The following is a 25,625-nucleotide window of genomic DNA, read 5'->3' on the forward strand; positions in this document are numbered from 1 at the left end:
TGTATATTCCTCAAGCGCAAATTATTCATGCCGAAGTGAAGGACTTTCATGATCGAAATTAAACACCTGAAAACGCTGCTGGCGTTGCGGAATAGCGGTTCACTGGCGGGCGCTGCGGCGGCCCTGCACCAGACCCAATCCGCCCTGTCCCACCAGTTCAGCGATCTGGAACAGCGCCTTGGCTTCCGTCTGTTTGTGCGTAAAAGTCAGCCTTTGCGCTTCACCGCGCAGGGCGAGATTTTGCTGCAGCTGGCACACCAGGTGCTGCCGCAAATCGCCCGCGCCCTGCAGGACTGTAACGAGCCGCAGCAAACCCGGCTGCGCATCGCCATTGAGTGTCATAGCTGCATTCAGTGGCTGACGCCGGCGCTCGAGAGCTTCCGCGCCAGCTGGCCGCACGTCGAGGTTGATTTCCAGTCCGGGGTGACCTTTGACCCACAGCCCGCACTCCAGCAGGGCGAGCTGGATCTGGTGATGACGTCCGATATTCTGCCGCGCAGCGGGCTGCACTATTCGCCGATGTTTGATTTTGAAGTGCGCCTGGTGCTGGCGCCGGATCATCCGCTGGCCTTGAAAACGCGGATTGTGCCGGAAGACCTGGCCGCAGAGCTGCTGCTGATTTACCCGGTGCAACGCAGTCGTCTGGATATCTGGCGCCACTTCCTGCAGCCGGCGGGTATCAGCCCGCAGCTGAAGAGCGTCGATAATACGCTGCTGCTCATTCAGATGGTTGCCGCGCGGATGGGCATCGCGGCGCTGCCGCACTGGGTGGTGGAGAATTTTGAACGCCAGGGTCTGGTGGTCACCAAAACCCTGGGTGAAGGCCTGTGGAGCCGGCTGTACGCCGCCGTGCGCGACGGCGAGCAGCGTCAGCCGGTTACCGAAGCATTTATTCGCTCAGCGCGGAACCACGCTTGCGATCATCTGCCGTTTGTCCGGAGTGCGGAGCGACCCAACGGCGATGGACCCACAGCGAGGCCAGGATCACCAGAGCCCCAATAATAAAGCTCGGCCAGTGGGGCTGTTCCTGCCAGATGGCAAGGTTAACCAGCAGCCCGGCTGGAACATGGACGTTATTCATGATGCCCAGCGTTCCGGCATCCACCTGCGTCGCCCCGTAGTTCCACATGAAGTACCCCAGCCCTGAAGCCACCACGCCAAGCCATACCAGGATGCTCCACTGCACCGTGGTCGTCGGCAGCCTGTGCGGGTTGCCCAGCATAAGCCAGGCCGCAACCGCCACCAGCAGCGCCCCCATATAGAACCACGCAAAAGCGTTGTGCTGGGGCATCGGCCGTAGCTCCATCAGGCGTTTGTAGCCCACCATGCCGATGGCAAAGCAGATATTCGATAGCTGAACCAACAGCAGCCCGGTCCAGAAATGATCGCTCACTTTATCGTAGCGAATAATGGCCGCCCCCAGCACCGCCAGCCCGGCGCTGAGCAGATAGCCCCAGCGCAGCCTGCGCCCGCTGATCAGGTCATAAATCAGGGTGATATAGAGCGGCGTAAACACCGTGAACAGCAGAAATTCGGAGACCGTCAGGTAGAGGTAAGCGCGGAACGCCAGCAGATACATAATGCCAAGCTGCATGGCCCCTACCAGCATATACAGCACGATAGTCCGCGGCGACTGCCCGCGGGTGCGCAAAAACGGCAGGAACACCAGCGCCGCCAGCCCAACGCGCATCAGCACCGAAAAGTAGCTATCAACGCTGCCCGCCAGGTACTCGCCGATCAGGCTAAAGGAGAAGGCCCACAGGATGGTGGTAATAATCAGTAGCGCCACAATGAATGTCTCTCAGGAGGAAGAACGCTCATTGTAGCGAAGAGTCAGGTTGACAACTGGAGAATAAATCGCCAGTCGTCAATCTTTATCAGGAGAGATAGTGCCTGCGCAGATAGTGCGGTACCGCGTCGTCAGCGTTGCTGCCAATCACCTCCAGCTCGGGGTGAAGATCTTTCAGGCGCTGGTGCGCATTCAGCATAATGCAGCCCTTGCCCGCCATCGACAGCATCTCTGCATCGTTCATGCCGTCGCCAAAGGCGATGCAGTCCTTCAGGGCGTAGCCCTGCATTTTGGCCACCGCTTCGAGGGCATGACCTTTCGATACGCCGCCCGCCATCACTTCCAGACAGGTCAGCGTTGAGAAGCTGACGTTCACGCGATCGCCCCAGCGGGCGTTGATCGCCTGCTCCAGCGGCAGCAGATGCTGATGATCCTCACAGGTGAAAAACACCTTGCTGATCCCCTGGGAATCAAGCTCGCCGGGCTCGTACAGCTTGTAATTAAACACCGCCTCTTTGAAAAAGCGCATCTCTTCCGGGCGGTGGCGGTTCATGTACCATTCGTCGTCGCGATAGACGTTGGTGACGACCAGCGGATCGCTGCGCATCATCTCAAACAGATCGCTGGCAATATCGCGATCGAGGTTATGGGCGAATATCTGATTGCCCTCGCTATCGTGCACGCGCGCCCCGTTGGAGGTGATCATGTAGGACTTAATGCCGAGATTATCGCGAATCTGCCCGACGTCGATGTAATGACGGCCGGTAGCGAAAACAAAGTTGATGCCGCGAGCGGTCAGCAGCTGCAGCGTCTCTTTCGCGTAGGGGGTTAGGTAGTGATCGGGAGAAAGCAGCGTGCCATCTAAGTCAGACGCAACAACCTGGTACATAAAAAATTTAACCTCTAAGCAGGGCGACGAGCGTTTTCGTCGGATTAAGAGCCTATCCCATCAGGCTATTTTATTTGCCATTTCGGACCCGGGCAGCGCTCACCATCCTCACGTACGACCTGTACGTTGCGGTGGTTCCGCGCTGTCCGTGCCCCGCAGGCTGCAACAATTTACACCTGCCGGGAAAGGCGCTAATTGTGTCGAGTGAAAAAATCGACGATGGCATTTAGCGCGACTGAGCGCATGGCGTCCTTTTCAAAAAGGATCTCATGGTATGCCCCTTCTATGACAAGCGGCTTATTACCTTCGCAGGGGTGGCCCGCCGCAGCTCGCAGCTCGCAGTAGCGCTCGTGCATACGGTTGTCGACCACGCGTTCTTCTTCAGCCTGCAACAACAGCGTGGGGGTAATATCTTTCTCTACGCCAGCCAGCGCCTCTTCGCCCGCGAGGATCCCCTCGCGCACCCAGTGGTACGTTGGCCCGCCCACCCGCAGCTGGGGTTCGTCCGCATAGAAGCGCAGGTTGCGCCGGTAGCGCTGGCGGCTATGCGTCAGAACGTTGACCGCGAAGGGCAGCGCTCGCCAGCGGCCGGTGCCAATGGCGTACTCTTCCCGAATGCGCTGATAGCCCTCAGCCCAGTCGAGAATATGGCGCACCATCCAGTCCGGAAGACGCATAACGATCCCGAACATCGGCGCGCATAGCGCGATGGCGTCACAGTGCTGCTGGTGGCGTTGCAAAAATAGCGTCGCGATGGCCCCGCCCATTGAGTGGGCCAGTATAAAGCGTTTTCGCCAGTGGCCGGGCGCCACTTCCTGCTGCCAAAGCGCGGCGAGATCGTCAACATAATCGCTGAAGTTGACGACGTGGCCGCGGTGGCTGTCGGTTAATAAGCGCCCCGATCGCCCCTGTCCGCGGTGATCGATAATCATCACGTCAAAGCCGCTGTGGAACAGATCGTAGGCCAGCTCGGCGTACTTCACGTAGCTTTCGATACGCCCAGGGCAGATAACCACCACCCGGTCGTGTTGTTTGGCGCAGAAGCGTACGAAGCGGACCGGGATGCTGTCCACGCCCGTAAATTCCGCTTCTTCCCGCTGTCGCCAGAAATCGGTCAGAGGCCCCATAGTGAAAGCCGCAAACGCGTTTTCTCGTGTGTCCCAATCCTTTTGCTGCCAAAACATCGGGTTTACACCCCTGTTAACCGCCAGAAATCGTTTTTTTACCGTGTATCACACAAGGCTTACACAATAGCGTATTGTGGCATAAAAACAGACAATCAGGGAGTTTCTCATGACGTTCGAGTGGTGGTTCGCCTATCTGCTGACATCGATTATTCTCAGCCTGTCCCCGGGCTCAGGGGCGATTAATACCATGACCACCTCAATCAACCACGGCTACCGCGGGGCGACGGCCTCGATTGCCGGCCTGCAGACCGGGCTGGCGATTCACATCGTTCTGGTCGGTATTGGCCTGGGAACGCTGTTTTCCCGCTCGGTGCTGGCCTTCGAAGTACTGAAATGGGCGGGTGCGGCCTATCTTATCTGGCTGGGTATTCAGCAGTGGCGGGCCGCGGGGGCCATCAACCTAACCACCCTGGCTAAGGCGCAAACCCAGGGGAAACTATACCAGCGGGCGGTTTTCGTTAATTTGACCAACCCAAAGAGCATCGTGTTCCTGGCGGCCCTGTTCCCGCAGTTTATCGTGCCGCATCAGCCCCAGGTGATGCAGTATCTCGTTCTGGGGGTCACCACCATTGTGGTCGATATCATCGTGATGATTGGCTATGCCACGCTGGCGCAGCGCATTGCGGTATGGATTAAGGGGCCAAAGCAGATGACGGCGTTGAACAAGGTCTTTGGATCGCTGTTTATGCTGGTTGGCGCGCTGCTGGCTTCGGCACGCCACGCCTGAGGTGAATAACTCCGCCAGGCGCAGCCTGGCGGGTCTTCGGACTTAGCGCGAAATAATCAGGTGAATGCCAAACCCGGTGAAGAGCGCGCCGGCCACGCCGTCAATCCACTTCGCCATCCGCTGGTAGCCGCGGCGCATCGCCGGCAGCGCAAACAGGCTGGCCACCACCGCAAACCACGCCAGCGTTTCCAGGACGATCAGCAGGAAAATACCCCAGCGCTCGCCTGCCCCGACGTTATCGCCAACAAACAGCGAGAAAACCGAGCCGAAATAGATAATCGCTTTCGGGTTAGCCAGGTTGGTGAGCAGCCCTTTGAGGAAACTGCGCCCGCTGCGGGCCAGTTCAACCTGCGGCTCTGCGGCGGGTGCCTCGCTCTTTTTCAGCGCGCCGCGCAGCATCTGATAGCCCATCCAGCAGAGATAGAGCCCGCCGCCGACCATAATAATAGTGTGCAGCCAGGCCATTTTTTCAATGATCAGGTGCAGGCCGAGCAGCGCTACGCCCGCCCAGACCATCACCCCGCAGGTGATCCCGAGTACGCCCATCATAGCCTCTTTGCGCGAGCGGCTGACGGCGGTTTGTGAAACGAAGAAGAAGTCCGGGCCCGGACTCATCAGCGCGATGATGTGCACCAGCGCGACGGTAAGGAAAAGCATCAGCATAGTTAACCCACTGGAATGGAGTGATCAAGATGCGTCAGGATGACAAATGAGGACATTCCCAGGCGCGAAAAACAGCCGGCGACGAGGGTGAGTGAGCGCAGTCAACGCAGAGCAGCTTGAAGGATGAAGAGAACATCCTGGCACCTTTTGACCCGCCTGACTACTCCTCTTCACCATCAATATGCGCGCGGATCAGCGCCATAAACTCTTTGCCGAAGCGCTCCAGCTTGCGCGTACCGACGCCGTTGACGCTGAGCATCTCGCCGGCGGTAATCGGCGATTGCTCGGCCATTTCGATCAGCGTCGCATCGTTAAACACGACGTACGGCGGGATATTCTCTTCGTCGGCAATGGCTTTACGCAGCTTGCGCAGCTTGGCAAACAGCTTGCGATCGTAGTTGCCGCCGAATGATTTTTGCATCGCTTTTGGCTTGAGCGCCACGATGCGCGGTACCGCCAGCTGTAGCGGCACTTCGCCGCGCAGTACCGGGCGAGCGGCTTCGGTGAGCTGCAGCGCCGAGTGCTGGGCGATATTCTGCGTCACCAGCCCGAGGTGGATCAGCTGGCGAATCACGCTCACCCAGTGCTCGTGGCTCTGATCGCGACCAATACCGTAAACCGGCAGCTTATCGTGGGCCATATCGCGAATACGCTGGTTATTGGCGCCGCGCAGAACCTCCACCACGTAGCCCATCCCGAACCGCTGGTTGACGCGATAAATCGTCGACAGCGCCTTGCGCGCATCCATTAACGCGTCGTACTGCTTCGGCGGGTCAAGGCAGATATCGCAGTTGCCGCACGGCTCCTGACGCCCTTCGCCAAAATAATTCAGCAGCACCAGGCGGCGGCAGGTTTGCGCCTCGGCAAAGGCCCCCATGGCGTTCAGCTTATGGCGTTCAATATCCAGCAGCGGCCCGGCGGGCTTCTCCTCAAGGCAGCGGCGCAGCCACGCCATATCGGCCGGATCGTAAAACAGCATTGCCTCCGCCGGCAAGCCATCGCGCCCGGCGCGGCCGGTTTCCTGATAGTAGGACTCAATGTTACGGGGAATATCAAAGTGCACCACAAAGCGGACGTTCGGCTTATTGATACCCATTCCGAAGGCCACCGTCGCCACCACGATTTGTAGGTCATCGCGCTGGAACTTCTCCTGCACATCGGCACGGACCTGATGCTCCAGCCCGGCGTGGTAGGCTGCCGCGCTGATGCCGCGGCTTTGCAGGCGCGCGGCGGTATCTTCTACTTTCGAGCGGCTGTTGCAGTAAATAATGCCCGACTTGCCCCGCTGGTCCTGCACGTAGCGCATCAGCTGGTCCAGGGGCTTAAATTTTTCCATCAGCATATAGCGGATGTTGGGGCGATCGAAGCTGCTGACCTGAATCAGCGGGTCGTTCAGCCCCAGCAGGCGAACGATATCGCGACGAGTGGTGTCATCGGCGGTGGCGGTCAGCGCCATAAACGGGATTTGCGGCATCCGCTGACGCAGCTGCCCCAGGGCGGCGTATTCCGGACGGAAATCATGCCCCCACTGGGAAATGCAGTGCGCCTCATCCACCGCCAGCATCGACAAGTTCCAGTGGCTGAGATGCTCGAGGAAATTATCCAGCATCAGGCGTTCAGGGGCGATATAGAGCAGGCGAACCTGTCCGCTGCGGCAGCCGGCCATGACCTCCTGCTGCTGCTCGCGGCTCTGGGTTGAGTTCAGGCAGGCTGCCGACACGCCGTTCGCCAGCAGCTGATCGACCTGATCTTTCATCAGCGAGATCAGCGGCGATACCACCACCGTCAGGCCGCCCAGCACCAGCGCCGGCACCTGATAGCACAGCGATTTGCCGCCGCCGGTTGGCATCACGACCAGGCAATCACGCCCTTCCAGCGCCGTGTCGATAATGGTTTCCTGACCCGGGCGGAACTGCTGGTAGCCGAAGGTTTCCTGTAAAACCTGCTTTGCCAGCAACGTTTGATTCAATACTTCCGCCTGTGCCACATTGACCCCGTCTGCCTGAAAAGAAAAACAGGCGCTATTTTCAGCGCCCGTGAGCCAGAGTGCAACGATTAAAACAGATCGTTGAGCGTCACGCCGACGCCGACGCGCGTCTGGTTAAAGTTATAGTCGATGAGCGACTCGCCATAGCCGCTGTAGACCTGGGTATAAAAACGCACGTGGCGGGTAATCGGATAGCTAACGCCAACCTCTGCGCCGCCGTAGCCGGTATTCCAGTTATATTGCCCCTGCGCGCTGAGTATGGCATCGCCTAGCTGATAGCCAACTTTCAGCCGGTAATAGCCCATATATTTGGTGATGTCCGGATTATCATCGGTACTGCCGATAACGTACCAGGGCTTCACTTCCACCAGCCAGTTGCCGTTTTGCGCCATCAGGCGGGTATACAGGCGATTCCAGCTGCGGGAGGTGGGATCGGAGCGGCCGTTGGAGTCGTGGTTATAGCCTACCTCAATATCGCGCAGCGTCCAGCCGGCAAGCCGATAATTCGTCGCAAAGCCGAGGAACAGCTGCGGCTCATAGTTCGTTTCGCGAAACGGCGCGGACTCCTTGCTGTTGGAGAGCTGCCACCAGGATTTCTGCGTATAGGAGGCACCGAGCAGCGAATTATCGCCGAGGATCCCCCGCCACAGCGGGAAGGCGAGGCTGAGCTGGAATTTCACCTCATCCTTGCGGGCATTTTCGGCCCAGTCATAGCTGGAGATCGCTTCCTTGTTGATATCGCTGCTCCACGTATAGAGCAGGTAGTTGCTCTCATAGGGATAGAGCAGGAACGGATTATCATGATCCTGCAGCAGGTTAGCGATAATGCTGCCGCGCACCGCCGGCGTATCGTGAACCTGATGAGCAACCGGCGCGTCCTGCGCCAAAACGCCGGCCGGGAGCGCAACCAGCGCCAGCAGCCAGGCCAAAGAGATACGCATTACTGTTCTCCTGAAAGAGTGATTTTTATTTCTATTTTACACCGGGCTCATTTTACCTGTTTATGGACTCCCTGCTCGGTTATCCGTTCCGAAAGTGGAAATCAATATTTTAGAGGCATAAAATCAACATCTCATTAACGAATGGATACACCCGCTATGTCTGAACTCACTTCCGAAGCCGCCCTAAAGCTGGTGGGAGAAATTTTTGTCAACCATATGCCGTTTAACCGCGCCTTAGGCCTGAAGCTGGAGCGTTACGAAAAAGAGTTCGCCCAGCTGAGCTTTAAAAACCAGCCTATGATGGTCGGCAACTGGGCGCAAAGCATTCTGCACGGCGGCGTGATCGCCTCGGCGCTGGACGTTGCCGCCGGCCTGGTGTGCGTCGGCAGTACGCTGACCCGCCATGAGACCATCAACGAAGAAGAGCTGCGCCAGCGCCTGTCGCGTATGGGCACCATCGATCTGCGCGTCGACTACCTGCGGCCGGGCCGCGGAGAACACTTCACCGCCACCAGCAGCCTGCTGCGCGCCGGGAATAAAGTGGCGGTCGCCCGCGTAGAATTACATAACGAAGATCAGGTTTATATCGCCAGCGCCACGGCGACGTATATGGTGGGTTGATCGGCGTAAATCGAGTAACATCGCTGTTTTGGCGTAACGGATTTTACCGATGGATGCAAAACAAACGCGGCTTGGCGTTATTCTGGCTCTTGCCGCCTATTTTATCTGGGGTGTTGCACCCGCATATTTCAAGCTTATCTACTACGTTCCCGCAGATGAAATTCTGACTCACCGCGTGATCTGGTCCTTCTTCTTTATGCTGGCGCTTATTAGCTTTAGCCGCCAGTGGCCGCAGGTTAAAAAGCTGCTGCAGACGCCGAAAAAGGTGCTCCTGCTGGCGCTGTCGGCGGTGCTGATTGGCGGCAACTGGCTGCTCTTCATCTGGTCGGTGAATAACCACCATATGCTGGAAGCCAGCCTCGGCTACTTTATTAACCCGCTGGTCAACATTGTGCTGGGGATGCTTTTCCTCGGCGAGCGTTTTCGCCGCATGCAGTGGCTGGCGGTATTGCTGGCGCTCTGCGGGGTGCTGGTGCAGCTATGGACCTTTGGTTCGCTGCCGATAATTGGCCTCGGACTGGCGTTTAGCTTTGCCTTCTACGGGCTGGTGCGCAAGAAGATTGCCGTCGATGCCCAAACCGGGATGCTGTTTGAAACCCTGTGGCTGTTGCCGGTTGCCGCCCTTTACCTGTTCGGTATTGCCGATAGCCCCACCAGCCATATGGGCCAAAACCCGTGGTCGCTGAACCTGCTGCTGATAGCTGCCGGCGTCGTGACCACCATCCCGCTGCTGTGCTTTACCGGCGCGGCCACCCGCCTGCGCCTCTCCACGCTGGGCTTTTTCCAGTACATTGGCCCAACGCTGATGTTCCTGCTAGCGGTGCTGTTTTACGGGGAAGTTCCGGGGGCAGATAAGATGGTCACCTTCGCCTTTATCTGGGTCGCGCTGGCGGTGTTTATCGTCGACGCGCTGTACACCCAGCGCCGGCTGCGTCGGGCTTAGCGCCGTCGCGTCCTCCTCACGCGCCGGCCTCTCACCCGCAGAGGCCGGCGCGTTATTTTTACTGCTCGGTGAGCTCCAGCTCGGCAATCAGGGGTAAATGATCGCTGGCGGATGACCAGGCAAAGGCCGGCGAGTTATGCGGCACCTCGATTTTTTTCACATTCCATTTTTGCCCCTTGAAGGTAAAAATATGGTCAATATCGATTGCCGGGTTAACCGCGGGCCAGGTGCGGTAATCCGTCCCCTGCTTCACCACGGGGTTAAAGAAATAACCCACCTCTTTTAACGGCTGCTCATCGTGCGTGGAGTTAAAATCACCCGCGAGGATTTTGATCGATGAGGCGATATCTTTAAAGTCAGATGGGGCATCGCCGATGCTCACGTCCAGAAGATGGCGAACCTGCTCCACGCGCATCGTCGGATCCTTCTGCCAGTCGAGATGGGTCACCATCACCAGCACCGGGCTGTCAAAGCCGGGAACGGCGATTTGCGCCAGCAGCGCGATTCGCTGCTCGGCATCCCCCGACGGCAGCTTAATCACCTGGGTGTGGTCGATTTTATATTTGGACAGAATACCGAGACCATACTCACCGCCGTCGAAATCCAGCGCTTTGCCGAAGGCGTAGTGATAGTGGTTGGCGTCCGCGATGGTTTTTAGCTGATCGATTTTCTGGCTTCTGGCGGTTTTATTATCGACTTCCGGAACCGCAATAATATCGGCGCCGATATTCTTAATCGCTAAATTGAGTGCAGTAAAATCCGCCACGTTATCGGACGCTTCATTCTTGCCGATGTTATAGGTCGCAATCTTCAGCTGAGGATAATTCTCGGCGTAGACTTTATCCGCAACGCCGCCCTTTTGAACCGCAAGAATCTCATTACCAGCAAGTTTTTCAACAGCTTGTGCATTAACGGAGAGGCAGGCAAGGGCCAGGAAGGGTAGTGTAAAGATACTTTTCATTATAAAATTTCACCTTTATTTATCGGGAATATTGCGATGGTAACAATTATCCCTCAGCCGTTATGTGACTTATGGCCCACACTTCTGATGCGTAGAGAATTAAGTAGCTCGCGATAATCAAAGCCTGTTTCCGTTCTCCGGCGCGGCTGGCCGACATAAAGGCGAAAAAAAACCGGCCACCTGACAGGGCGGCCGGTTTTGATATAATTTATTGTTTTAAAGCCAGTTTTTACGCTTAAAGTAGAGGTATGGCGCCAGGCCGGCCAGCATCATAAAGACGATCGCCCCCGGATAACCAAAGCTCCAGTGCAGCTCGGGCATAAACTCAAAGTTCATCCCATAGCTTGATGCCACCAGGGTTGGCGGCAGGAAGACCACGGAGACCACCGAGAAGATCTTGATGATGCGGTTCTGCTCGATGTTGATAAAGCCCATCGCCGCCTGCATCAGGAAGTTCACCTTCTGGAAGAGAGACTCGTTATGCGGCAGCAGCGATTCGATATCTCGCAGGATCTCACGCGCCTGCTCCAGCTGGCCCGCCGGCAGGCGCGCCTTACGCACGAGGAAGTTCAGCGCCCGCTGAGTATCCATCAGGCACAGACGCACCTTCCAGCCGATATCTTCCTGTTCCGCCAGGGTAGAGAGCGCGTCATCGTACTCGTCGCCCTGACGACCTTCCATAATCACCCGGCTCAGCTTTTCCAGGTCGCTGTAGATATTTTCAATCTCATCCGCCAGCTGTTCGATTTTTGTTTCGAACAGATCGAGCAGCAATTCGTAGGCGTTACCATCAACCATTGCCTGGCTGCGCGCGCGCATGCGGTAGAGACGAAACGCAGGCAGCTCACGCTCGCGCAGGGTAAAAAGGCGCCCTTCGCGGATGGTAAACGCCACCGTGGAGTTGCCGGCGTGATCCTCTGCATCTTCAAAGAAGAAAAATGAGTGAATGTGTAAACCGTCTTCATCTTCGAAGAAACGCGCCGACGCTTCGATATCTTCCAGCTCCGGACGGGTTGCCAGGTTCTGACCCAGTTCCGTCTGCACGCGGCTACGTTCGTCATCGTCAGGCTCGACCAAATCGACCCACACCGAGCTGGCAAGGTGCTTGATCTCGTCGGCTTCCAGGCGCGTCAGACGATTATTTTCCAGTTGAAATGCGCTCAGCATGACCGGGACTCCCAATGCAAAAAAATTATCGGACAGTTCGGTGGGCACACAGAAACAAAAGGGGTTTCAGACCATTAAGCCTGACTCAGAGCGACGGGTATGACGGGTCGCTGACAACCGCTAAGGCTATCAGCATAAGAGGATAGCCTTAGGAGTTGTTCCTGACGGACAGGAAGTTGAGCCAGCATCTACTGGGTGTGTCCAAGGCGAATGTCCTCTTAGCGTAATCGTGCGCGCATGTTACGCCAGCGCAAAAACGGCGTCAACACGCAACGGAACGCTAAAGAGCAAATCCTGCCCTTTAGCATATAAGGCTAGCAGATTATTACAAAAAAACGATACTTTTCTTACTGTTACACTGTTTCCAGCCGCGCATAGGCCGCCACCAGCCATTTGATACCCTGCCCCTGGAAAGCCACCTGCAGGCGGCTATGCTCGCCGCTACCTTCCAGATTGACGATGGTGCCTTCGCCGAACTTCGGATGGCGCACGCGCTGACCCAGTTTGTAGCCGGTATCGTTTTCCGCCATCGGCGTGCCCATTCGCTGATGGCTAACCGGACGGCTCACCGTTGCGCGCAAGCGCACCTCTTCCACGCACGTTTCCGGCAGCTCGCCGATGAAGCGCGACGGACGATGGTAAACCTCTTTGCCGTACAGACGACGGGTTTCGGCGTAGGTCAACGTGAGCTTCTGCATCGCACGGGTCACGCCAACGTAGGCGAGGCGGCGCTCCTCTTCCAGACGTCCGCCCTCGTCGAGCGCCATCTGGCTCGGGAACATCCCCTCCTCCACGCCGACGATAAACACCTGCGGGAATTCCAGGCCTTTCGCCGAGTGCAGGGTCATCAGCTGGACCGCATCCTGCCAGGTATCCGCCTGCCCTTCGCCCGCCTCCAGCGCGGCGTGAGAAAGGAACGCCTGCAGCGGCATTAAATCTTCATCTTCATCGTTGTAGCTGAACTGGCGCGTTGCCGTCACCAGCTCTTCTAAGTTCTCGATACGCGTCTGGCCTTTTTCACCCTTCTCCTGCTCGTACATGATGCGCAGGCCGGAATCTTTAATCACCCGGTCGGTCTGGACGTGCAGCGGCATATCCGCCGTCTCCTGCGCCAGCGCGTCGATCAGCTCCATAAAGCGCTGCAGGGCGCTGGCGGCGCGGCCCGCAAGGGCTTTATCTTTCAGCAGCTCGCGGCACGCCTGCCACAGCGTCAGCTGGCGGTCGCGCGACGTTTGACGCACCACGTCCAGGGTGCGATCGCCGATGCCGCGGGTCGGCGTATTGACCACGCGCTCAAACGCGGCGTCATCGTTGCGATTGGCAATCAGGCGCAGGTAGGAGAGCGCATCCTTGATCTCCTGGCGTTCGAAGAAGCGCATGCCGCCGTAAATACGGTACGGCATGCTGGCCTGCAGCAGCGCCTCTTCCATCACGCGCGACTGGGCGTTGCTGCGGTAAAGGATGGCGCACTGCTCCAGCGCCCCGCCGTTTTCCTGCCAGGTTTTGATTCGGTTAACCACGAAACGCGCTTCGTCGAGATCGTTAAAGGCGCAGTACAGGGAGATCGGTTCGCCATCGGCGCCGTCGGTCCACAGCTTCTTGCCCAGACGTCCGCTGTTATTTTCAATCAGGGCGTTGGCGGCGCTGAGGATATTGTTGGTTGAGCGGTAGTTCTGCTCCAGGCGAATGGTCTCGGCGCCGGGGAAATCGGTCAGGAAGCGCTGGATATTCTCCACCTGCGCGCCGCGCCAGCCGTAGATCGACTGGTCATCATCGCCGACGATCATCACCTTGCCGCTATCGCCCGCCAGCAGGCGAACCCAGGCATACTGAATGTTGTTGGTATCCTGGAATTCGTCGACGAGGATATTGGTAAAGCGTTCGCGGTAGTGCTGAAGAATATGCGGCTTGTTGAGCCACAGCTCGTGCGCGCGCAGCAGCAGCTCGGCAAAATCCACCAGCCCTGCGCGATCGCAGGCTTCCTGGTAGGCCTGATACACCTTCTGCCAGGTCTGCTCCACCGGATTGCCGTAGCTCTGGATATGATGCGGGCGCAGCCCCTCATCTTTTTGGCTGTTGATGTACCACATCGCCTGGCGCGGCGGCCACTGCTTCTCGTCGAGGTTCATCGCTTTGATCAGACGCTTCAGCAGGCGCAGCTGATCTTCGCTATCGAGGATCTGGAAATCCTGCGGCAGGTTGGCATCAAGATGGTGGGCGCGCAGCAGACGGTGCGCCAGGCCGTGGAAGGTGCCTACCCACATGCCGCCCTGGGTGGTGCCCATCAGTTGGCCGATACGATGGCGCATTTCCGCCGCCGCTTTGTTGGTAAAGGTCACCGCCATAATGGAGTAGGGCGAACAGTTTTCTACGCTGATAAGCCAGGCAATGCGATGCACCAGTACGCGGGTCTTACCGCTGCCCGCTCCAGCCAGAACCAGCATATTGGTGCGCGAGGCCGCGACGGCTTCACGCTGTTTATCATTAAGGCTGTCGAGCAGGTAAGAAACGTCCATTGGCACCGCCGGAAATGAGCCGCCCGGCAGCGCTTCGCCGACCGGGCATACTGTTAATATATACAGAACTAATGGTGATTATATCAGCGAGGTCAGAGATGCCAACCGCGAAATTTCAATGTGCGGCAGCAGCCGGCTGTCGGTGGTGTGCATCAGGTCGGCGCCCTGCGGCTTAATCCAGCAGGCCTGCATGCCGCAGCGGATGGAGCCCGCCACGTCGGTGGTCAGGTCATCGCCGACGTGGAGTATCTGCCCCAGCGGCAGCGCCAGACGTTCCGCCGCCAGATGATACATATCGGCAAACGGCTTAGAACGCCCGTCAGGCCCGGCGCGCAGCACAAAGCGGAAATAGTCGCTCAGGCCGAACAGTTCCGGCTGCGCATTGCCGTTAGTCACCGCCACCAGCGGCCACTTCTCCGCCAGCGCGGCCAGGGTATCGTGGGTTTCCTGCGGTACGTCAATCAGGCTGCGCCAGTGGGCAAAGTTCGCCATCGCTGCATCGGCGCCGGATTCGGCCTGCGCGGCAGAGAGTCCGGCGTTCATCATCCCCAGCACCAGAGCACGCCTTCGCCATTCGGTCACGTCGTGGTAAATATCCGGCTCGGTCTCCAGCAGCGTCTGGCGCAGCTGCTGCAGGTGATGGGCGTCGAACTGGCTCAGCGAAGGATGGTAGCTGCGCACGAAGGCCAGCGACTCGTGCAGCGTCCGGTCGATGACCGGGCGGTTGTCATAAAGGGTATCGTCCAGGTCAAACGTCAGTGCTGAAATCTGGCCCAGAGGTCGGTAAAAACGCATTATTTCCCCCGTTTGGCGCGCGGATGCGCTGCATCGTACACCGAGGCAAGGTGTTGAAAGTCAAGATGGGTATAGATTTGAGTGGTGGAGAGATTGGCATGGCCCAGCAGCTCCTGCACGCCGCGCAGATCGCCGCTTGATTCCAGCATATGCGTGGCAAAGGAGTGGCGCAGCTTATGCGGATGAACGTGGCTGTTCAGCCCCTGCTTAATTCCCCACTCGGCAAAACGCTTTTGAACATTGCGCGCGGAGATGCGTTTGCCAAGCTTCGACAAAAACAGCGCATCGTCATCGGTGCCGAACAGGCCGCGGAGATCCAGCCAGTGCTCAATCCACGCCACCGCGCTACGGCCAATCGGCAGGCGGCGCTCCTTGCTGCCTTTCCCCATCACCCACACCTCTCCTGACTCCAGGTCGAGGTGCTTAATGTCGAGGTTCACCAGCTCAGAAAGACGCAGGCCCGCGCCGTACATCACTTCCAGCATCGCCCGGTCGCGTACCGCCAGCGGATCGTTGAGATCGATATCCAGCAGCCGGTTGACGTCATCCACGTCGATATTTTTCGGTAAATGGCGCGGTATTTTAGGCGCCGAAATTCCCTTTGCCGGGTTGGCGTTCAGCTCGCCCTGCGCCACCAGCCAGTCAAAGAAGCTGCGCAACGCCGAGAGGCGCAGCGCCAGGCTTGCCGGCCCCAATCCCTGTTTGCGGCTCCGCACCGCCAGCCCGCGGACCTGGGCCGCATCGCACTGCTGCCAGCTTTTCAAGCCGGCGCTTTCAGCCAGCGCCACCAGCGCATCAAGCTGGCGTCGGTAGTTAAGCAGCGTAATCGGGCTAAGCTGACGCTCCACGCCAAGATAGCGCAGGAAGCGGGCAACGGCGGTAAACAGAGGAGAGTCGATCATGCGCGCTCAACCCAGCGCTCCAGCAGGCCTGGCAGCATCAGGGCAATTTCCTGAAGCAGCTGTGTGCCCTGCCCCTGCTGATAGTGCTGCGCATCGCGGCTGCTGAACAGCATCACGCCTGGCGCATCATCGCCGCCCAGCAGCGACATCGCCACCGAGCCGATGGCTTTCGCCTCCGGCAGCACCACCAGCAGCTCCGGTCCGTTCAGCGGGCCGAGGTAGTGGCGCTCCTGCCTGAGACGCTGAATACGCACGGGTTCAAAGGCCTGTCGGGTCAACGCAAGGTGGGTGAATTTTGAGGGCGCGCCGAGCCGCCAGCTGTCGGGGAACAGGCGCACCGTCGCGCCGGCCAGGCCGAGCTCGCGGGCCCAGCGATGAAAGCGATTGAGCATCTCATCGAGGCTTTCTGCCGCCGCCAGCCGCGTCTGCAGATGGAGGAGCCGCTGAAACAGGCTTTCGTTGGCCGTCGCCTGCTCCATCAGCAGCGACATGTTCTCTTCCAGCACGTTGATATGGTTACGCGCGCGAGCCATGTGCCACTCGACCAGCGAAACCGTCCCCCGAACCGGGTGAGGAACCTGCATGTGCTCCACAAGAGCGGCATTACGAATAAAGAATTCAGGATGTTGCAACAGATAGTCCACCACCGCGCGGTCATCCAGCGCGCCGATCGTATCCTGCTGTTCTTCCCCGAGTTGTTTCATAAATGAATAAATCCGTCGTAGACGTGTGCCGCCGGGCCAGTCATAAACAACGGTTGGCCCGGGCCTTTCCAGGCGATATCAAGACGCCCGCCTGGTAATTCCACGCGTACTTCCTCGGCCAGCAGCCCCTGTTGGATACCGACCGCGACCGCCGCACAGGCGCCGCTGCCGCAGGCCTGGGTCTCGCCCGCGCCGCGCTCATAGACGCGCAGGCGAATGCGATGACGCTCGACTATCTGCATAAAACCGATGTTCGCGCGTTCCGGGAAGCGTTCGTGGCTTTCCATCACCGGGCCAAGCGTTTCCACCGCCGCGGTTTCCACGTCATCGACCTGGATGACGCAGTGCGGGTTCCCCATTGAGACCACGCCGCACAATACTGTCTGCTCAGCGGCGCGCATAATATAGGTCTTTTCCGCTTTGTTCGCGCGGAACGGGACCTGGGACGGCTCAAAGTTCGGCTCGCCCATATTCACGCGCACCAGATCGTCTTCCGTTACGCTTAATACCATACGACCGTTCGCCGTGCTGACGCGGATGTCACGTTTATTGGTCAGGCCTTTCAGACGTACAAACCGCGCAAAGCAGCGCGCGCCGTTGCCGCACTGCGACACTTCACTGCCGTCAGCGTTAAAGATGCGGTAATGAAAATCCAGATCCGGATCGTAGGGCGGCTCGACAACCAGCAGCTGATCGAAGCCCACGCCAAGATGCCTGTCTGCCAGCCGGCGAATCAGCTCCGGAGAGAAAAAAACATTCTGTGTTACCGCGTCAACGACCATAAAGTCGTTACCCAGGCCATGCATTTTAGAAAACTGCATCATCTGTACTCTAACTAATTTGCGTTTCAGGAGGACGGCAGGCCGTTCGTCCCGGGGAGTATCGTCAGTAGTCTACCTGGGTCGGGCCACCGCTATCGCCGCGATCGTTACGATCCGGCGTCGCGCTCTGGATACCGCTATCGACCGGTTTGGTCGGCGGCGGCGCCGTTTTATCCGCCGGTGGGAAATAGAGCGGCCCCTTCAGACCACAGCCGGTGAGGCTGAAGATCGCCAGCAGAACGGCAAGCGTAGGAAAAGCGTTTTTCATTGATAGTTGCCCGTGAGTCATTCTTTCTGCTTTCTATCATCGCAGGAGAAGACGTAAAAGCAAGCGTTTAGCATCCGACTGCGCGCGCTTTTGTTTCGCGCTATACTGCCGCCATCTTCAAAAAAGCAGGGTAGAACCATGAATGACAGTGAATTCCATCGCCTGGCCGACAGCCTGTGGATGACTATCGAAGAGCGCCTGGACGAGTGGGACGGCGATAGCGATATCGATTGTGAAATTAACGGCGGCGTGCTGACCATTAGCTTTGAAAACGGCAGCAAAATCATTATCAACCGTCAGGAACCGCTGCATCAGGTCTGGCTGGCTACCAAGCAGGGCGGCTACCATTTTGACCTCAAAGGCGACGAGTGGATCTGCGATCGCAGCGGCGAAACCTTCTGGGATCTGCTGGAGCAGGCGGCAACGCATCAGGCAGGCGAAGCGGTGAGCTTCCGTTAAAGCGGGCTAGCTGGCTACGCTCATCGGTATCCCCGGTACGCGTCGCGCAGCCGGGGAATACCTGGCGATATCAGGAGTAGTGCTGCTGGAGCATCGGCGACGCCGCGGCATCCTGATTGACCGGGGCCGTCACGGCGCCGATGGCCTGGCTACGGAAGGGAATGACCTGCGGCCGGCCGTCAACGTCAACGATCTGGTAGAACTGCGGCAGGTTGAAGTTGATAAAGCTGGAACCGTAGGTGAACCGATCGTGCGATGAGGAGTAGAAGCGGCTAACGTCGCGCACCAGCTCCTCTTTACTGCCTTCACAGTGATGGTAAACCTCGGCGCGGTTGCTCTCGTCGAGAATATAGATATTAAATCCGCTGTCGTTATCCGCCTCTTCAAAGAAGAACTGAATAATCCCTTCGCTGGCAAAGCCATCCACCACCTGCGGCAGCCTGACGTGGTTGGTTTCTACCTGAACCGACAGGCCGTGCAGCTTGTTGTGCGAGATGGCGCCATAGAATTCAATGGCATTTTCCAGCTTCTGCACCGAGACGTTAAGACGTTCAAAGAACAGGCCCCACGTCTGTCCTGAGACGCGCAGCGCCTTGAAGCGGCCGGTGTCCTGACGGGTGCTGGAGAGGCGTAGCTCAACGCACTCGGAGACCAGCTGCTGCACGCGGGTGCGGATGAGCCCGCGCAGATGCTGGCTGTAGCAGAACACTTCAACGCTATCCGGCGGCGCGGCGTCCTGGTGCATTTTGCCCAGAATGGTCTTCAGCGCTTCGATCATCGCCTGCTCGCCGTTGAAGTGCAGGGTTCGCACTTCGTTCCACGAGTTGCGATACAGCAGGTCCACGCTGCCTATCAGGCACTTCTGCTCTTCGCCAAAGCTAAATACGTCCAGCTTGCGGAAGTCAAAATGCACCACCTGATTGCGGAACGCGGCGGTCGGATCGTATTCAAGGTTAACGATAATCGCCAGATGGCGGATTTCGCAGGGGCTATACAGCGCTTTCGGCGTAGGCGAAGGCAGACGCAGCGGGAAGTGGTGAGAAACATCGGCCACCATCTCCTGCAGCTTCGCCAGATCGACAATGCCGTTGCCCTTAATAAACAGCCGGGTGCGCGACGTCAGCAGGCCGTTAAACCACGCCCATGCCACCAGCTTGTTCAGATAGCGGTTATATTCCAGCGGCTGATGGCTAACGATCGATTCCATATCCGGCGCGCGGTTATAGACGTACCAGCCGGTGCGGTTGGCGCGGCCCGGCGGCACGTGGATAAAGGTCAGATTCGGTTCGGAGAGATCCGGCGATATCTGCGGGTTCACCAGGGTCACTTTCCCCGGCAGCGCTTCAAACGCCGCGTACAGCTTACGGGTCAGCACGCCAATATCCTGCGGGCTGGCGGAAACGCTGAGGTTGTTGCGACGCGCAAAACGAATCAGGTTGCGGTAGCTCTGCATCATCGCATCAAGCAGTTCGTTGTGCGCTTTGCGTACTTCGTCGATCTTCCAGTTGGCCCGGTTGTCCAGCATCGCCAGACGCTTTTCATCCCAGCCCCACTCTTTCACCAGGTGGCTCACCACCTCGCGACGCCAGCCCACGCAGGCGCGCTCGCGGCTCAGCTTTTCGCACACTTTCAGGTAGAAACAGCGGCGTACCAGGTCGAGGCGCGTCTCGTCCTCGATGGCCTGCAGGTAGATCGTGACGCGTTCCAGCATCATGCAGTAGGGATCGAGACCGAAGGAAACGATCTCGCCGTCGTGCAGGCGCTGTTTAATATCTTTCGCCAGCAGGCGGTTATTGGGGTATTCCCAGGAATAGGCTTCCAGCAGCAGCGTTTTCAGCACCGCCTTATAAGGCGAATCAATGCTTTTATACAGCTGCCATAGGCTGGCGCCGAAGTACTCTTCCGCCGACAGCGAGCTCAGGCCGCCGAGATCCAGCCATTCGTTCGGCGTCAGCACGCCCTGCGCGTAGAGGCTCATGACGTAATCGTCATAGTGCTCTTCTTCGTCGCACGGCACCATGTTCCACAGAATACGCTTGCCGGCAAGGCGCACGGCGGTGCGGTAGAATTCGTCCAGCAGCAGGATATGCTGCGTAGAGCCGCAGTCTTCGCCGCCCAGGCTACCGCTTTCGTTATGGCGGAAGCGGTTCTCATCGATCAGGAAGAAGCTGACCTCCACGCCAAGCGACGCCGCCCAGCTCTCCAGCAGGCTGCATTTACGCTGCAGCAGCTGGCGCTCGTCGGTATCGAGCCAGGCCTGGTGGCAAACCCATATATCAAGGTCGGAAGAACAGCTTTGGCCGACGGATGAGGTGCTGCCCATGGAGTAAACGCCGGTAATCGGCAGCTCGCCTTTCGGCGGCTCCTGCGTCAGCATTCCGCGGTTTAGCTCAAGCTCGTCAAGGTAGTGGCGTTGGGTTTCATCAGGCGTGTAAAAGCAAATGCCTCGGGGAACGTTACCGTCAAGGTAACCCGGCATCAACGGGTGATGATAATGTAGTAATGTCGGCAGTAGACTGTAAACCTGCTGAAAAGCGGGTCCCATGGCAGCAAGCGCGCGATCTACGCGCAGTTGGTTGATGGCATCCAGTCTCTGTTTCAGTGTCTCAATATAGAGGTACAAGACATATCGCCTGATGTTCAAAAACCCGACGTACCATAGCCAGTACCGGGTTTCAGTATTTCAACAAAAACCGTCACCATTCGTCGTCGGTGTGGTTGTGATGAACTGCTGACGGACAAATGGTTTAAAACGTGATCAATCTAACACCTTGCTGATTGACCGTAAAGAAAGATGCGCTACATACAAGTGTAGCACCGTTTACTGCGTGTAAATTCCTCTCTACGGTTCGGCAACCGGTATGCGCATAAAAGGCCAATAAAGAGATGGCCGAGGCCCTGACCCACAAAACTAACATCCATAAGACAACAATGTTAGGATGGTTTGTGGTCGACAATGACGGTAACAAGCATGTTAGACAAAGTTTTGAAAATTGCCACAAGGCAAAGCCCACTTGCGCTATGGCAGGCGCATTATGTGAAAGAGCGCCTTGAGTCCTGCCATCCGCAGCTCAAGGTTGAACTGGTGCCAATGGTCACTCGCGGCGACGTGCTCCTTGATACGCCCCTCGCAAAAGTGGGTGGCAAGGGCCTGTTTGTCAAAGAGTTAGAGCTTGCCATTATGGAAGGGCGCGCCGATATCGCCGTCCATTCTATGAAGGATGTTCCCGTCGAGTTTCCCGAGGGCCTCGGGCTGGTAACGATTTGTGAGCGAGAAGATCCGCGCGACGCTTTTGTCTCAAATCACTATGCCTCCATTGACGCGCTGCCTCAGGGCAGCATCGTTGGCACGTCAAGTTTACGCCGCCAGTGTCAGCTGGCCGCACGGCGCCCGGATCTGCAGATTCGTTCCCTGCGCGGAAACGTCGGTACCCGTTTGGGCAAACTGGATAGCGGTGAGTATGACGCGATTATTCTCGCCGCGGCGGGGCTGCTACGCCTCGGGCTCGAAGCGCGAATTCGCCAGCCGTTAAGCCCTGAACAATCTCTCCCCGCCGTCGGGCAGGGCGCAGTCGGCATTGAGTGCCGCCTTGACGACGAGTGGACGCAGGCGCTGCTGGCGCCGCTGAACCATACGCCTACGGCGATACGGGTTCGCGCCGAGCGGGCGATGAACACCCGCCTTGAGGGCGGCTGTCAGGTGCCGATCGGCAGCTACGCCGAGCTTATTGACGGCGAGCTGTGGCTGCGCGCGCTGGTCGGCGCGCCGGACGGTTCACAGCTGGTTCACGGCGAACGCCGCGGGCGCCCTGAAGACGCCGAGCGCCTTGGCGTCTCTCTGGCGGAAGAGCTGCTGGATAACGGCGCCCGGGAGATCCTGACCGCCGTTTATGCCGGAGAAGCGCCACGATGAGTATCCTGGTCACCCGTCCGCTGCCGCAGGGCGAAGAGCTGGTCAGCCGCCTGCGCGGGCTGGGACGCGTGGCCTGGAGCTTTCCACTGATTGAATTTACGCCCGGCCGCGAGCTGCACACGCTCGGCGACCGGCTGGCGGCTCTCTCCGCGGGCGATCTATTGTTCGCCCTCTCGCAGCACGCCGTGGAGTTTGCCCACGCTCGCCTGCAGCAGCAGGCCCTGCGCTGGCCGCTGGCTCCCGGCTATTTTGCCATTGGCCGTACCACGGCGCTGGCCCTGCATAAGGTCAGCAGCCAGAATATTCGCTACCCATTAGATCGGGAAATCAGCGAAGTCTTGCTACAATTACCTGAATTACAAAACATTGCTGGTAAGAAGGCCCTCCTGCTTCGCGGCAACGGCGGCCGGGAATTACTCGGCGAAACGCTCCGCGAGCGCGGCGCTGATGTCACTTTTTGTGAGTGTTATCAACGTTGTGCAAAGCATTATGATGGTGCAGAAGAAGCAGTGCGCTGGCAGTCTCGCGGCGTCTCCACGCTGGTCATCACCAGCGGTGAGATGCTGCAACAGCTTTGGACGCTGATCCCGCAATGGTATCGAGAACGGTGGCTCCTCCGCTGTCGCATTTTAGTTGTCAGCGAGCGCCTGGCCCAGCAGGCACGGGAATTGGGCTGGCAGGATATCCAGGTTGCCGAAAGCGCCGACAACGATACGCTGCTACGCGCATTACAATAACTCTCAACATTGGAAGCCATAATGACGGAACAACAAAATCAATCCGCCGTGGTTGAAGAGACCAGGGAGGCCGTGGAAAAGACGCCACAGCCAGAGAAAACCGGGAAGGAAAACGGCGGGAATAAAACCAGTCTTGTTTTGAGCGCGGTCGCTATCGCTATTGCCCTCGCCGCTGGCGTAGGCCTGTACAGCGTGCACAAGCAGCAGCTATCCCGCCAGAACGCGGCCAGCTCAGCGTTAGCCGCGCAGATTGCGGCCCTGCAGAAATCGCAGGAAGGACAAAAAACCGAACTCGAAGGCATCATCAGGCAGCAGGCTGACCAGCTGACCGCGGCCAAAAGCCAGCAGGATGCGCTGGCGAAGCAGCTGGAAGAAGTGCAGCAGAAAGTGGCCGTTATCTCCGGCAGCGACGCTAAAACCTGGCTGCTGGCGCAGGCTGATTTCCTGGTGAAGGTTGCCGGACGCAAGCTGTGGAGCGATCAGGACGTCCCCACCGCTGCCGCGCTGCTCAAAAGCGCCGACGCCAGCCTCGCCGACATGAACGACCCCAGCCTGATTGGCGCCCGCCGCGCCATCACCGACGATATCGCCTCGCTCTCGGCGGTAAGCCAGGTCGACTACGACGGCATCATTCTCAAAGTGAATCAGCTCGCTAATCAGATAGACAACCTGCGTCTGGCGGATAATAACGACGACGACTCGCCGATGGATTCCGACAGCGAAGAGCTGTCCAGCTCAATCGGCGAGTGGCGCATTAACCTGCAGAAGAGCTGGCAGAGCTTTATGGACAGCTTTATCACCATCCGCCGCCGCGATGAAACGGCAGTGCCGCTGCTGGCGCCGAACCAGGACGTCTACCTGCGCGAGAATATTCGCTCCCGCCTGCTGGTCGCCGCGCAGGCGGTTCCGCGCCACCAGGAAGAGACCTACAAGCAGGCTCTGGAAAACGTATCGACCTGGGTTCGCGCCTATTACGATACTGACGATGCCACCACCAAAGCCTTCCTTGAGGAAGTCGATAAGCTGAGCCAGCAGAGCATCACCATGAGCGTACCGGAAAATCTGCAGAGTCAGGCAATACTCGAGAAGCTGATGCAGACGCGAGTGCGTAACCTGATGGCACAACCCGCCGTCGCGCAGAGCGGTGCTCCGGCTCCTGCCCCGACGCCAGCCGTGCCGGCACCAGCCCCTGCGCCACAAGGAGAGTAACGCATGTTGAAAATTCTCTTACTCTTCGCACTGCTGATCGCCGGGATCGTTATCGGTCCGATCATTTCCGGCCATCAGGGCTACGTGCTGATCCAAACCGATAACTACAACATTGAAACCAGCGTTACCGGCCTGGCGATCGTACTGATCCTCACCATGGTGGTGCTGTTTGCCATTGAATGGCTGCTGCGGCGTATTTTTCGCACCGGCGCCCATACCCGCGGCTGGTTCGTAGGACGTAAACGCCGCCGCGCGCGCAAGCAAACCGAGCAGGCGCTGCTTAAACTGGCGGAAGGCGACTATCAGCAGGTTGAAAAGCTGATGGCCAAAAATGCCGATCACGCCGAGCAGCCGGTGGTTAACTATCTTCTGGCGGCGGAAGCGGCCCAGCAGCGCGGCGATGAAGCCCGCGCCAATCAGCATCTTGAGCGCGCAACGGAGCTCGCCGGGGACGATCTGATCCCGGTAGAGATTGCCCGCGTGCGTCTGCAGCTGGCGCGCAATGAAAATCATGCGGCGCGTCACGGTATTGATAAGCTGCTGGAAATCACTCCCCGCCATCCTGAAGTCCTGCGTCTCGCGGAGCAGGCCTACACCCGCACCGGCGCCTGGCACTCGCTGCTGGACATCATCCCGTCGATGGCCAAAGCCAACGTCGGCGATGAAGAGCATCGTGCCGCGCTGGAGCAGCAGGCGTGGATTGGTTTAATGGATAAGACGCTGGCCGATCGGGGCAGCGAAGGCCTGCGCGAATGGTGGAAAAACCAAAGCCGTAAAACGCGTGGCCAGGTCGCGCTGCAGGTGGCGATGGCCAATCTGCTCATCGAGAGCGATGACCACGATACCGCGCAGCAGATTATTATCGACGGTCTGAAAAAGCAGTATGACGATCGCCTGGTGATGCTTATCCCGCGCCTGAAAACCAATAATCCGGAACAGCTGGAAAAGGTGCTGCGCCAGCAGATCAAAACCGTCGGCGATCGTCCGCTGCTGTGGAGTACGCTGGGGCAATCGCTGATGCGCCATGGCGAATGGCAGGAGGCCAGCATCGCGTTCCGCGCCGCCCTGAAGCAGCGCCCGGATGCGTTTGACTACGCCTGGCTGGCCGATACGCTCGACCGGCTGCACCAGCCGGAAGAGGCCGCCACTCTGCGCCGCGATGGCCTGCTGCTAACCCTGCAGAACAATACGCCGCAGTAGCCGTCCCAGCCGCTGTCGCCTCATCAGGGGCGACAGCGCGCCGCCTTCTCCGTTTATCCCCTGCCCTTTTCTTACCAGCCCCTGAAAGAAAAAAACGCCCGCACTGATAATCAGGGCGGGCGTTAAAACAGGTCTGTTTGACAACAAATTGGGTGCTTCACTCAACGTCGTGTCCATGGTGTTTGATGAGACCAGATAATGGCGACATCTGTCAGTGGACGATAAG

Annotated in this window: 25 protein-coding genes; 9 read left to right on the top strand and 16 right to left on the bottom strand. The window is 58.4% G+C overall.

Annotated elements, in window-relative coordinates; all coding sequences use genetic code 11:
- Nucleotides 1–48 precede the first annotated feature (48 nt).
- Entirely contained in the window at nt 49–1,002 is a 954-nt protein-coding gene (gene metR / locus PFH44_RS05740) for an HTH-type transcriptional regulator MetR (RefSeq protein ID WP_283824548.1), read from the top strand.
- On the opposite strand, the gene PFH44_RS05745 is transcribed toward metR, so the two are convergent.
- The 3 genes from PFH44_RS05745 to pldB all read right to left on the bottom strand — a co-directional run bounded on the left by PFH44_RS05745 (nt 890) and on the right by pldB (nt 3,862).
- Entirely contained in the window at nt 890–1,789 is a 900-nt protein-coding gene (locus PFH44_RS05745; RefSeq protein WP_045853594.1) for a carboxylate/amino acid/amine transporter, read from the bottom strand. The two genes, metR and PFH44_RS05745, sit on opposite strands and share 113 nt — an antisense overlap.
- A gap of 88 nt (nt 1,790–1,877) precedes the next feature.
- Nucleotides 1,878–2,678 carry a sugar/pyridoxal phosphate phosphatase YigL gene (gene yigL, locus PFH44_RS05750; RefSeq protein WP_283824549.1) on the bottom strand — a complete coding sequence of 267 codons (801 nt, stop codon included), beginning with the start codon at nt 2,676–2,678 and terminating at the stop codon, nt 1,878–1,880.
- A 191-nt stretch (nt 2,679–2,869) separates the two neighbouring features.
- A complete protein-coding gene (pldB, locus tag PFH44_RS05755) occupies nt 2,870–3,862 on the bottom strand; it encodes a lysophospholipase L2 (protein ID WP_283824550.1) in 993 nt (330 codons plus the stop codon).
- 109 nt (nt 3,863–3,971) lie between these two features.
- On the opposite strand from pldB, the gene rhtB reads away from it, so the two are divergent.
- Nucleotides 3,972–4,592: a homoserine/homoserine lactone efflux protein gene (gene rhtB, locus PFH44_RS05760; RefSeq protein ID WP_283824551.1), complete on the top strand. Its 621-nt coding sequence runs from the start codon at nt 3,972–3,974 to the stop codon at nt 4,590–4,592.
- Between the two features lie 42 nt (nt 4,593–4,634).
- Here the strand turns inward: rhtB and rhtC are convergent, their stop codons facing one another.
- The 3 genes from rhtC to pldA form a co-directional block, all read right to left on the bottom strand.
- Entirely contained in the window at nt 4,635–5,255 is a 621-nt protein-coding gene (gene rhtC / locus PFH44_RS05765) for a threonine export protein RhtC (RefSeq protein WP_045853598.1), read from the bottom strand.
- A 160-nt stretch (nt 5,256–5,415) separates the two neighbouring features.
- Nucleotides 5,416–7,242, bottom strand: a complete 1,827-nt coding sequence (gene recQ, locus PFH44_RS05770) for an ATP-dependent DNA helicase RecQ (RefSeq protein WP_283824552.1) — start codon at nt 7,240–7,242, stop codon at nt 5,416–5,418.
- 68 nt (nt 7,243–7,310) lie between these two features.
- Nucleotides 7,311–8,183, bottom strand: coding sequence for a phospholipase A (gene pldA, locus PFH44_RS05775; protein ID WP_283824553.1), 873 nt, complete (start codon nt 8,181–8,183; stop codon nt 7,311–7,313).
- Nucleotides 8,184–8,339: 156 nt separating this feature from the next.
- Here pldA and yigI point away from each other — a divergent pair, with 156 nt between their 5' ends.
- Together yigI and rarD are read left to right on the top strand one after the other, a co-directional pair.
- On the top strand, nt 8,340–8,804 hold the full coding sequence (gene yigI / locus PFH44_RS05780) for an acyl-CoA thioesterase YigI (RefSeq protein WP_041143499.1): 465 nt from the start codon (nt 8,340–8,342) through the stop codon (nt 8,802–8,804).
- Nucleotides 8,805–8,853: 49 nt separating this feature from the next.
- Nucleotides 8,854–9,747 (top strand): EamA family transporter RarD, encoded by an 894-nt coding sequence (gene rarD, locus PFH44_RS05785; protein ID WP_283824554.1) that lies wholly within the window; start codon nt 8,854–8,856, stop codon nt 9,745–9,747.
- Between the two features lie 58 nt (nt 9,748–9,805).
- On the opposite strand, the gene PFH44_RS05790 is transcribed toward rarD, so the two are convergent.
- From PFH44_RS05790 to lptM, 9 genes are all read right to left on the bottom strand, one after another.
- The gene (locus PFH44_RS05790; RefSeq protein ID WP_133601418.1) at nt 9,806–10,708 is read right to left on the bottom strand and encodes an endonuclease/exonuclease/phosphatase family protein; all 903 of its coding nucleotides are present in this window, start codon (nt 10,706–10,708) and stop codon (nt 9,806–9,808) included.
- Between the two features lie 216 nt (nt 10,709–10,924).
- Nucleotides 10,925–11,875 (bottom strand): magnesium/cobalt transporter CorA, encoded by a 951-nt coding sequence (gene corA / locus PFH44_RS05795; RefSeq protein WP_283824555.1) that lies wholly within the window; start codon nt 11,873–11,875, stop codon nt 10,925–10,927.
- A 148-nt stretch (nt 11,876–12,023) separates the two neighbouring features.
- Nucleotides 12,024–12,080, bottom strand: a complete 57-nt coding sequence (ysgD, locus tag PFH44_RS28015) for a YsgD/CorL family protein (protein WP_350028775.1) — start codon at nt 12,078–12,080, stop codon at nt 12,024–12,026.
- 148 nt (nt 12,081–12,228) lie between these two features.
- Nucleotides 12,229–14,391 carry a DNA helicase II gene (uvrD, locus tag PFH44_RS05800; protein WP_045853603.1) on the bottom strand — a complete coding sequence of 721 codons (2,163 nt, stop codon included), beginning with the start codon at nt 14,389–14,391 and terminating at the stop codon, nt 12,229–12,231.
- 78 nt (nt 14,392–14,469) lie between these two features.
- A complete protein-coding gene (gene yigB, locus PFH44_RS05805; protein ID WP_045853604.1) occupies nt 14,470–15,186 on the bottom strand; it encodes a 5-amino-6-(5-phospho-D-ribitylamino)uracil phosphatase YigB in 717 nt (238 codons plus the stop codon).
- The gene (xerC, locus tag PFH44_RS05810) at nt 15,186–16,088 is read right to left on the bottom strand and encodes a tyrosine recombinase XerC (protein ID WP_045853605.1); all 903 of its coding nucleotides are present in this window, start codon (nt 16,086–16,088) and stop codon (nt 15,186–15,188) included. Before xerC ends, yigB begins: the two co-directional genes overlap by 1 nt.
- Nucleotides 16,085–16,792 carry a DUF484 domain-containing protein gene (locus tag PFH44_RS05815; RefSeq protein ID WP_041143492.1) on the bottom strand — a complete coding sequence of 236 codons (708 nt, stop codon included), beginning with the start codon at nt 16,790–16,792 and terminating at the stop codon, nt 16,085–16,087. The genes xerC and PFH44_RS05815 overlap by 4 nt, the downstream gene beginning before the upstream one ends.
- The gene (dapF, locus tag PFH44_RS05820; RefSeq protein WP_045853712.1) at nt 16,789–17,613 is read right to left on the bottom strand and encodes a diaminopimelate epimerase; all 825 of its coding nucleotides are present in this window, start codon (nt 17,611–17,613) and stop codon (nt 16,789–16,791) included. Before dapF ends, PFH44_RS05815 begins: the two co-directional genes overlap by 4 nt.
- A 64-nt stretch (nt 17,614–17,677) precedes the next feature.
- The gene (lptM, locus tag PFH44_RS05825; RefSeq protein ID WP_045853606.1) at nt 17,678–17,881 is read right to left on the bottom strand and encodes an LPS translocon maturation chaperone LptM; all 204 of its coding nucleotides are present in this window, start codon (nt 17,879–17,881) and stop codon (nt 17,678–17,680) included.
- Nucleotides 17,882–18,019: 138 nt separating this feature from the next.
- Here lptM and cyaY point away from each other — a divergent pair, with 138 nt between their 5' ends.
- Nucleotides 18,020–18,340: an iron donor protein CyaY gene (gene cyaY / locus PFH44_RS05830; RefSeq protein ID WP_041143490.1), complete on the top strand. Its 321-nt coding sequence runs from the start codon at nt 18,020–18,022 to the stop codon at nt 18,338–18,340.
- Nucleotides 18,341–18,410: 70 nt separating this feature from the next.
- Here the strand turns inward: cyaY and cyaA are convergent, their stop codons facing one another.
- Entirely contained in the window at nt 18,411–20,963 is a 2,553-nt protein-coding gene (gene cyaA, locus PFH44_RS05835) for a class I adenylate cyclase (protein ID WP_283824556.1), read from the bottom strand.
- 348 nt (nt 20,964–21,311) lie between these two features.
- Between cyaA and hemC the strand changes: the two genes are divergently transcribed.
- The 4 genes from hemC to hemY are packed head-to-tail and all read left to right on the top strand — an operon-like array spanning nt 21,312 to nt 25,399.
- A complete protein-coding gene (gene hemC / locus PFH44_RS05840; RefSeq protein ID WP_045853608.1) occupies nt 21,312–22,253 on the top strand; it encodes a hydroxymethylbilane synthase in 942 nt (313 codons plus the stop codon).
- The gene (hemD, locus tag PFH44_RS05845) at nt 22,250–22,990 is read left to right on the top strand and encodes a uroporphyrinogen-III synthase (RefSeq protein ID WP_045853609.1); all 741 of its coding nucleotides are present in this window, start codon (nt 22,250–22,252) and stop codon (nt 22,988–22,990) included. Before hemC ends, hemD begins: the two co-directional genes overlap by 4 nt.
- A gap of 21 nt (nt 22,991–23,011) precedes the next feature.
- On the top strand, nt 23,012–24,199 hold the full coding sequence (gene hemX, locus PFH44_RS05850; protein ID WP_283824557.1) for a uroporphyrinogen-III C-methyltransferase: 1,188 nt from the start codon (nt 23,012–23,014) through the stop codon (nt 24,197–24,199).
- Between the two features lie 3 nt (nt 24,200–24,202).
- On the top strand, nt 24,203–25,399 hold the full coding sequence (hemY, locus tag PFH44_RS05855; protein ID WP_045853611.1) for a protoheme IX biogenesis protein HemY: 1,197 nt from the start codon (nt 24,203–24,205) through the stop codon (nt 25,397–25,399).
- Nucleotides 25,400–25,625: the final 226 nt, after the last annotated feature.

Origin of the sequence: Klebsiella sp. Ech2A (assembly GCF_030078455.1) — a bacterium.
Classification (GTDB): Bacteria; Pseudomonadota; Gammaproteobacteria; order Enterobacterales; family Enterobacteriaceae; genus Klebsiella; species Klebsiella terrigena.

Excerpts from the sequence above, each read along its gene's own strand:
- metR (WP_283824548.1), top strand. The coding sequence starts at position 49 with ATGATCGAAATTAAACACCTGAAAACGCTGCTGGCGTTGCGGAATAGC.
- yigL (WP_283824549.1), bottom strand. The coding sequence starts at position 2,678 with ATGTACCAGGTTGTTGCGTCTGACTTAGATGGCACGCTGCTTTCTCCC.
- pldB (WP_283824550.1), bottom strand. The coding sequence starts at position 3,862 with ATGTTTTGGCAGCAAAAGGATTGGGACACACGAGAAAACGCGTTTGCG.
- rhtB (WP_283824551.1), top strand. The coding sequence starts at position 3,972 with ATGACGTTCGAGTGGTGGTTCGCCTATCTGCTGACATCGATTATTCTC.
- rhtC (WP_045853598.1), bottom strand. The coding sequence starts at position 5,255 with ATGCTGATGCTTTTCCTTACCGTCGCGCTGGTGCACATCATCGCGCTG.
- pldA (WP_283824553.1), bottom strand. The coding sequence starts at position 8,183 with ATGCGTATCTCTTTGGCCTGGCTGCTGGCGCTGGTTGCGCTCCCGGCC.
- yigI (WP_041143499.1), top strand. The coding sequence starts at position 8,340 with ATGTCTGAACTCACTTCCGAAGCCGCCCTAAAGCTGGTGGGAGAAATT.
- rarD (WP_283824554.1), top strand. The coding sequence starts at position 8,854 with ATGGATGCAAAACAAACGCGGCTTGGCGTTATTCTGGCTCTTGCCGCC.
- PFH44_RS05790 (WP_133601418.1), bottom strand. The coding sequence starts at position 10,708 with ATGAAAAGTATCTTTACACTACCCTTCCTGGCCCTTGCCTGCCTCTCC.
- corA (WP_283824555.1), bottom strand. The coding sequence starts at position 11,875 with ATGCTGAGCGCATTTCAACTGGAAAATAATCGTCTGACGCGCCTGGAA.
- uvrD (WP_045853603.1), bottom strand. The coding sequence starts at position 14,391 with ATGGACGTTTCTTACCTGCTCGACAGCCTTAATGATAAACAGCGTGAA.
- yigB (WP_045853604.1), bottom strand. The coding sequence starts at position 15,186 with ATGCGTTTTTACCGACCTCTGGGCCAGATTTCAGCACTGACGTTTGAC.
- xerC (WP_045853605.1), bottom strand. The coding sequence starts at position 16,088 with ATGATCGACTCTCCTCTGTTTACCGCCGTTGCCCGCTTCCTGCGCTAT.
- PFH44_RS05815 (WP_041143492.1), bottom strand. The coding sequence starts at position 16,792 with ATGAAACAACTCGGGGAAGAACAGCAGGATACGATCGGCGCGCTGGAT.
- dapF (WP_045853712.1), bottom strand. The coding sequence starts at position 17,613 with ATGCAGTTTTCTAAAATGCATGGCCTGGGTAACGACTTTATGGTCGTT.
- lptM (WP_045853606.1), bottom strand. The coding sequence starts at position 17,881 with ATGAAAAACGCTTTTCCTACGCTTGCCGTTCTGCTGGCGATCTTCAGC.
- cyaY (WP_041143490.1), top strand. The coding sequence starts at position 18,020 with ATGAATGACAGTGAATTCCATCGCCTGGCCGACAGCCTGTGGATGACT.
- hemC (WP_045853608.1), top strand. The coding sequence starts at position 21,312 with ATGTTAGACAAAGTTTTGAAAATTGCCACAAGGCAAAGCCCACTTGCG.
- hemD (WP_045853609.1), top strand. The coding sequence starts at position 22,250 with ATGAGTATCCTGGTCACCCGTCCGCTGCCGCAGGGCGAAGAGCTGGTC.
- hemX (WP_283824557.1), top strand. The coding sequence starts at position 23,012 with ATGACGGAACAACAAAATCAATCCGCCGTGGTTGAAGAGACCAGGGAG.
- hemY (WP_045853611.1), top strand. The coding sequence starts at position 24,203 with ATGTTGAAAATTCTCTTACTCTTCGCACTGCTGATCGCCGGGATCGTT.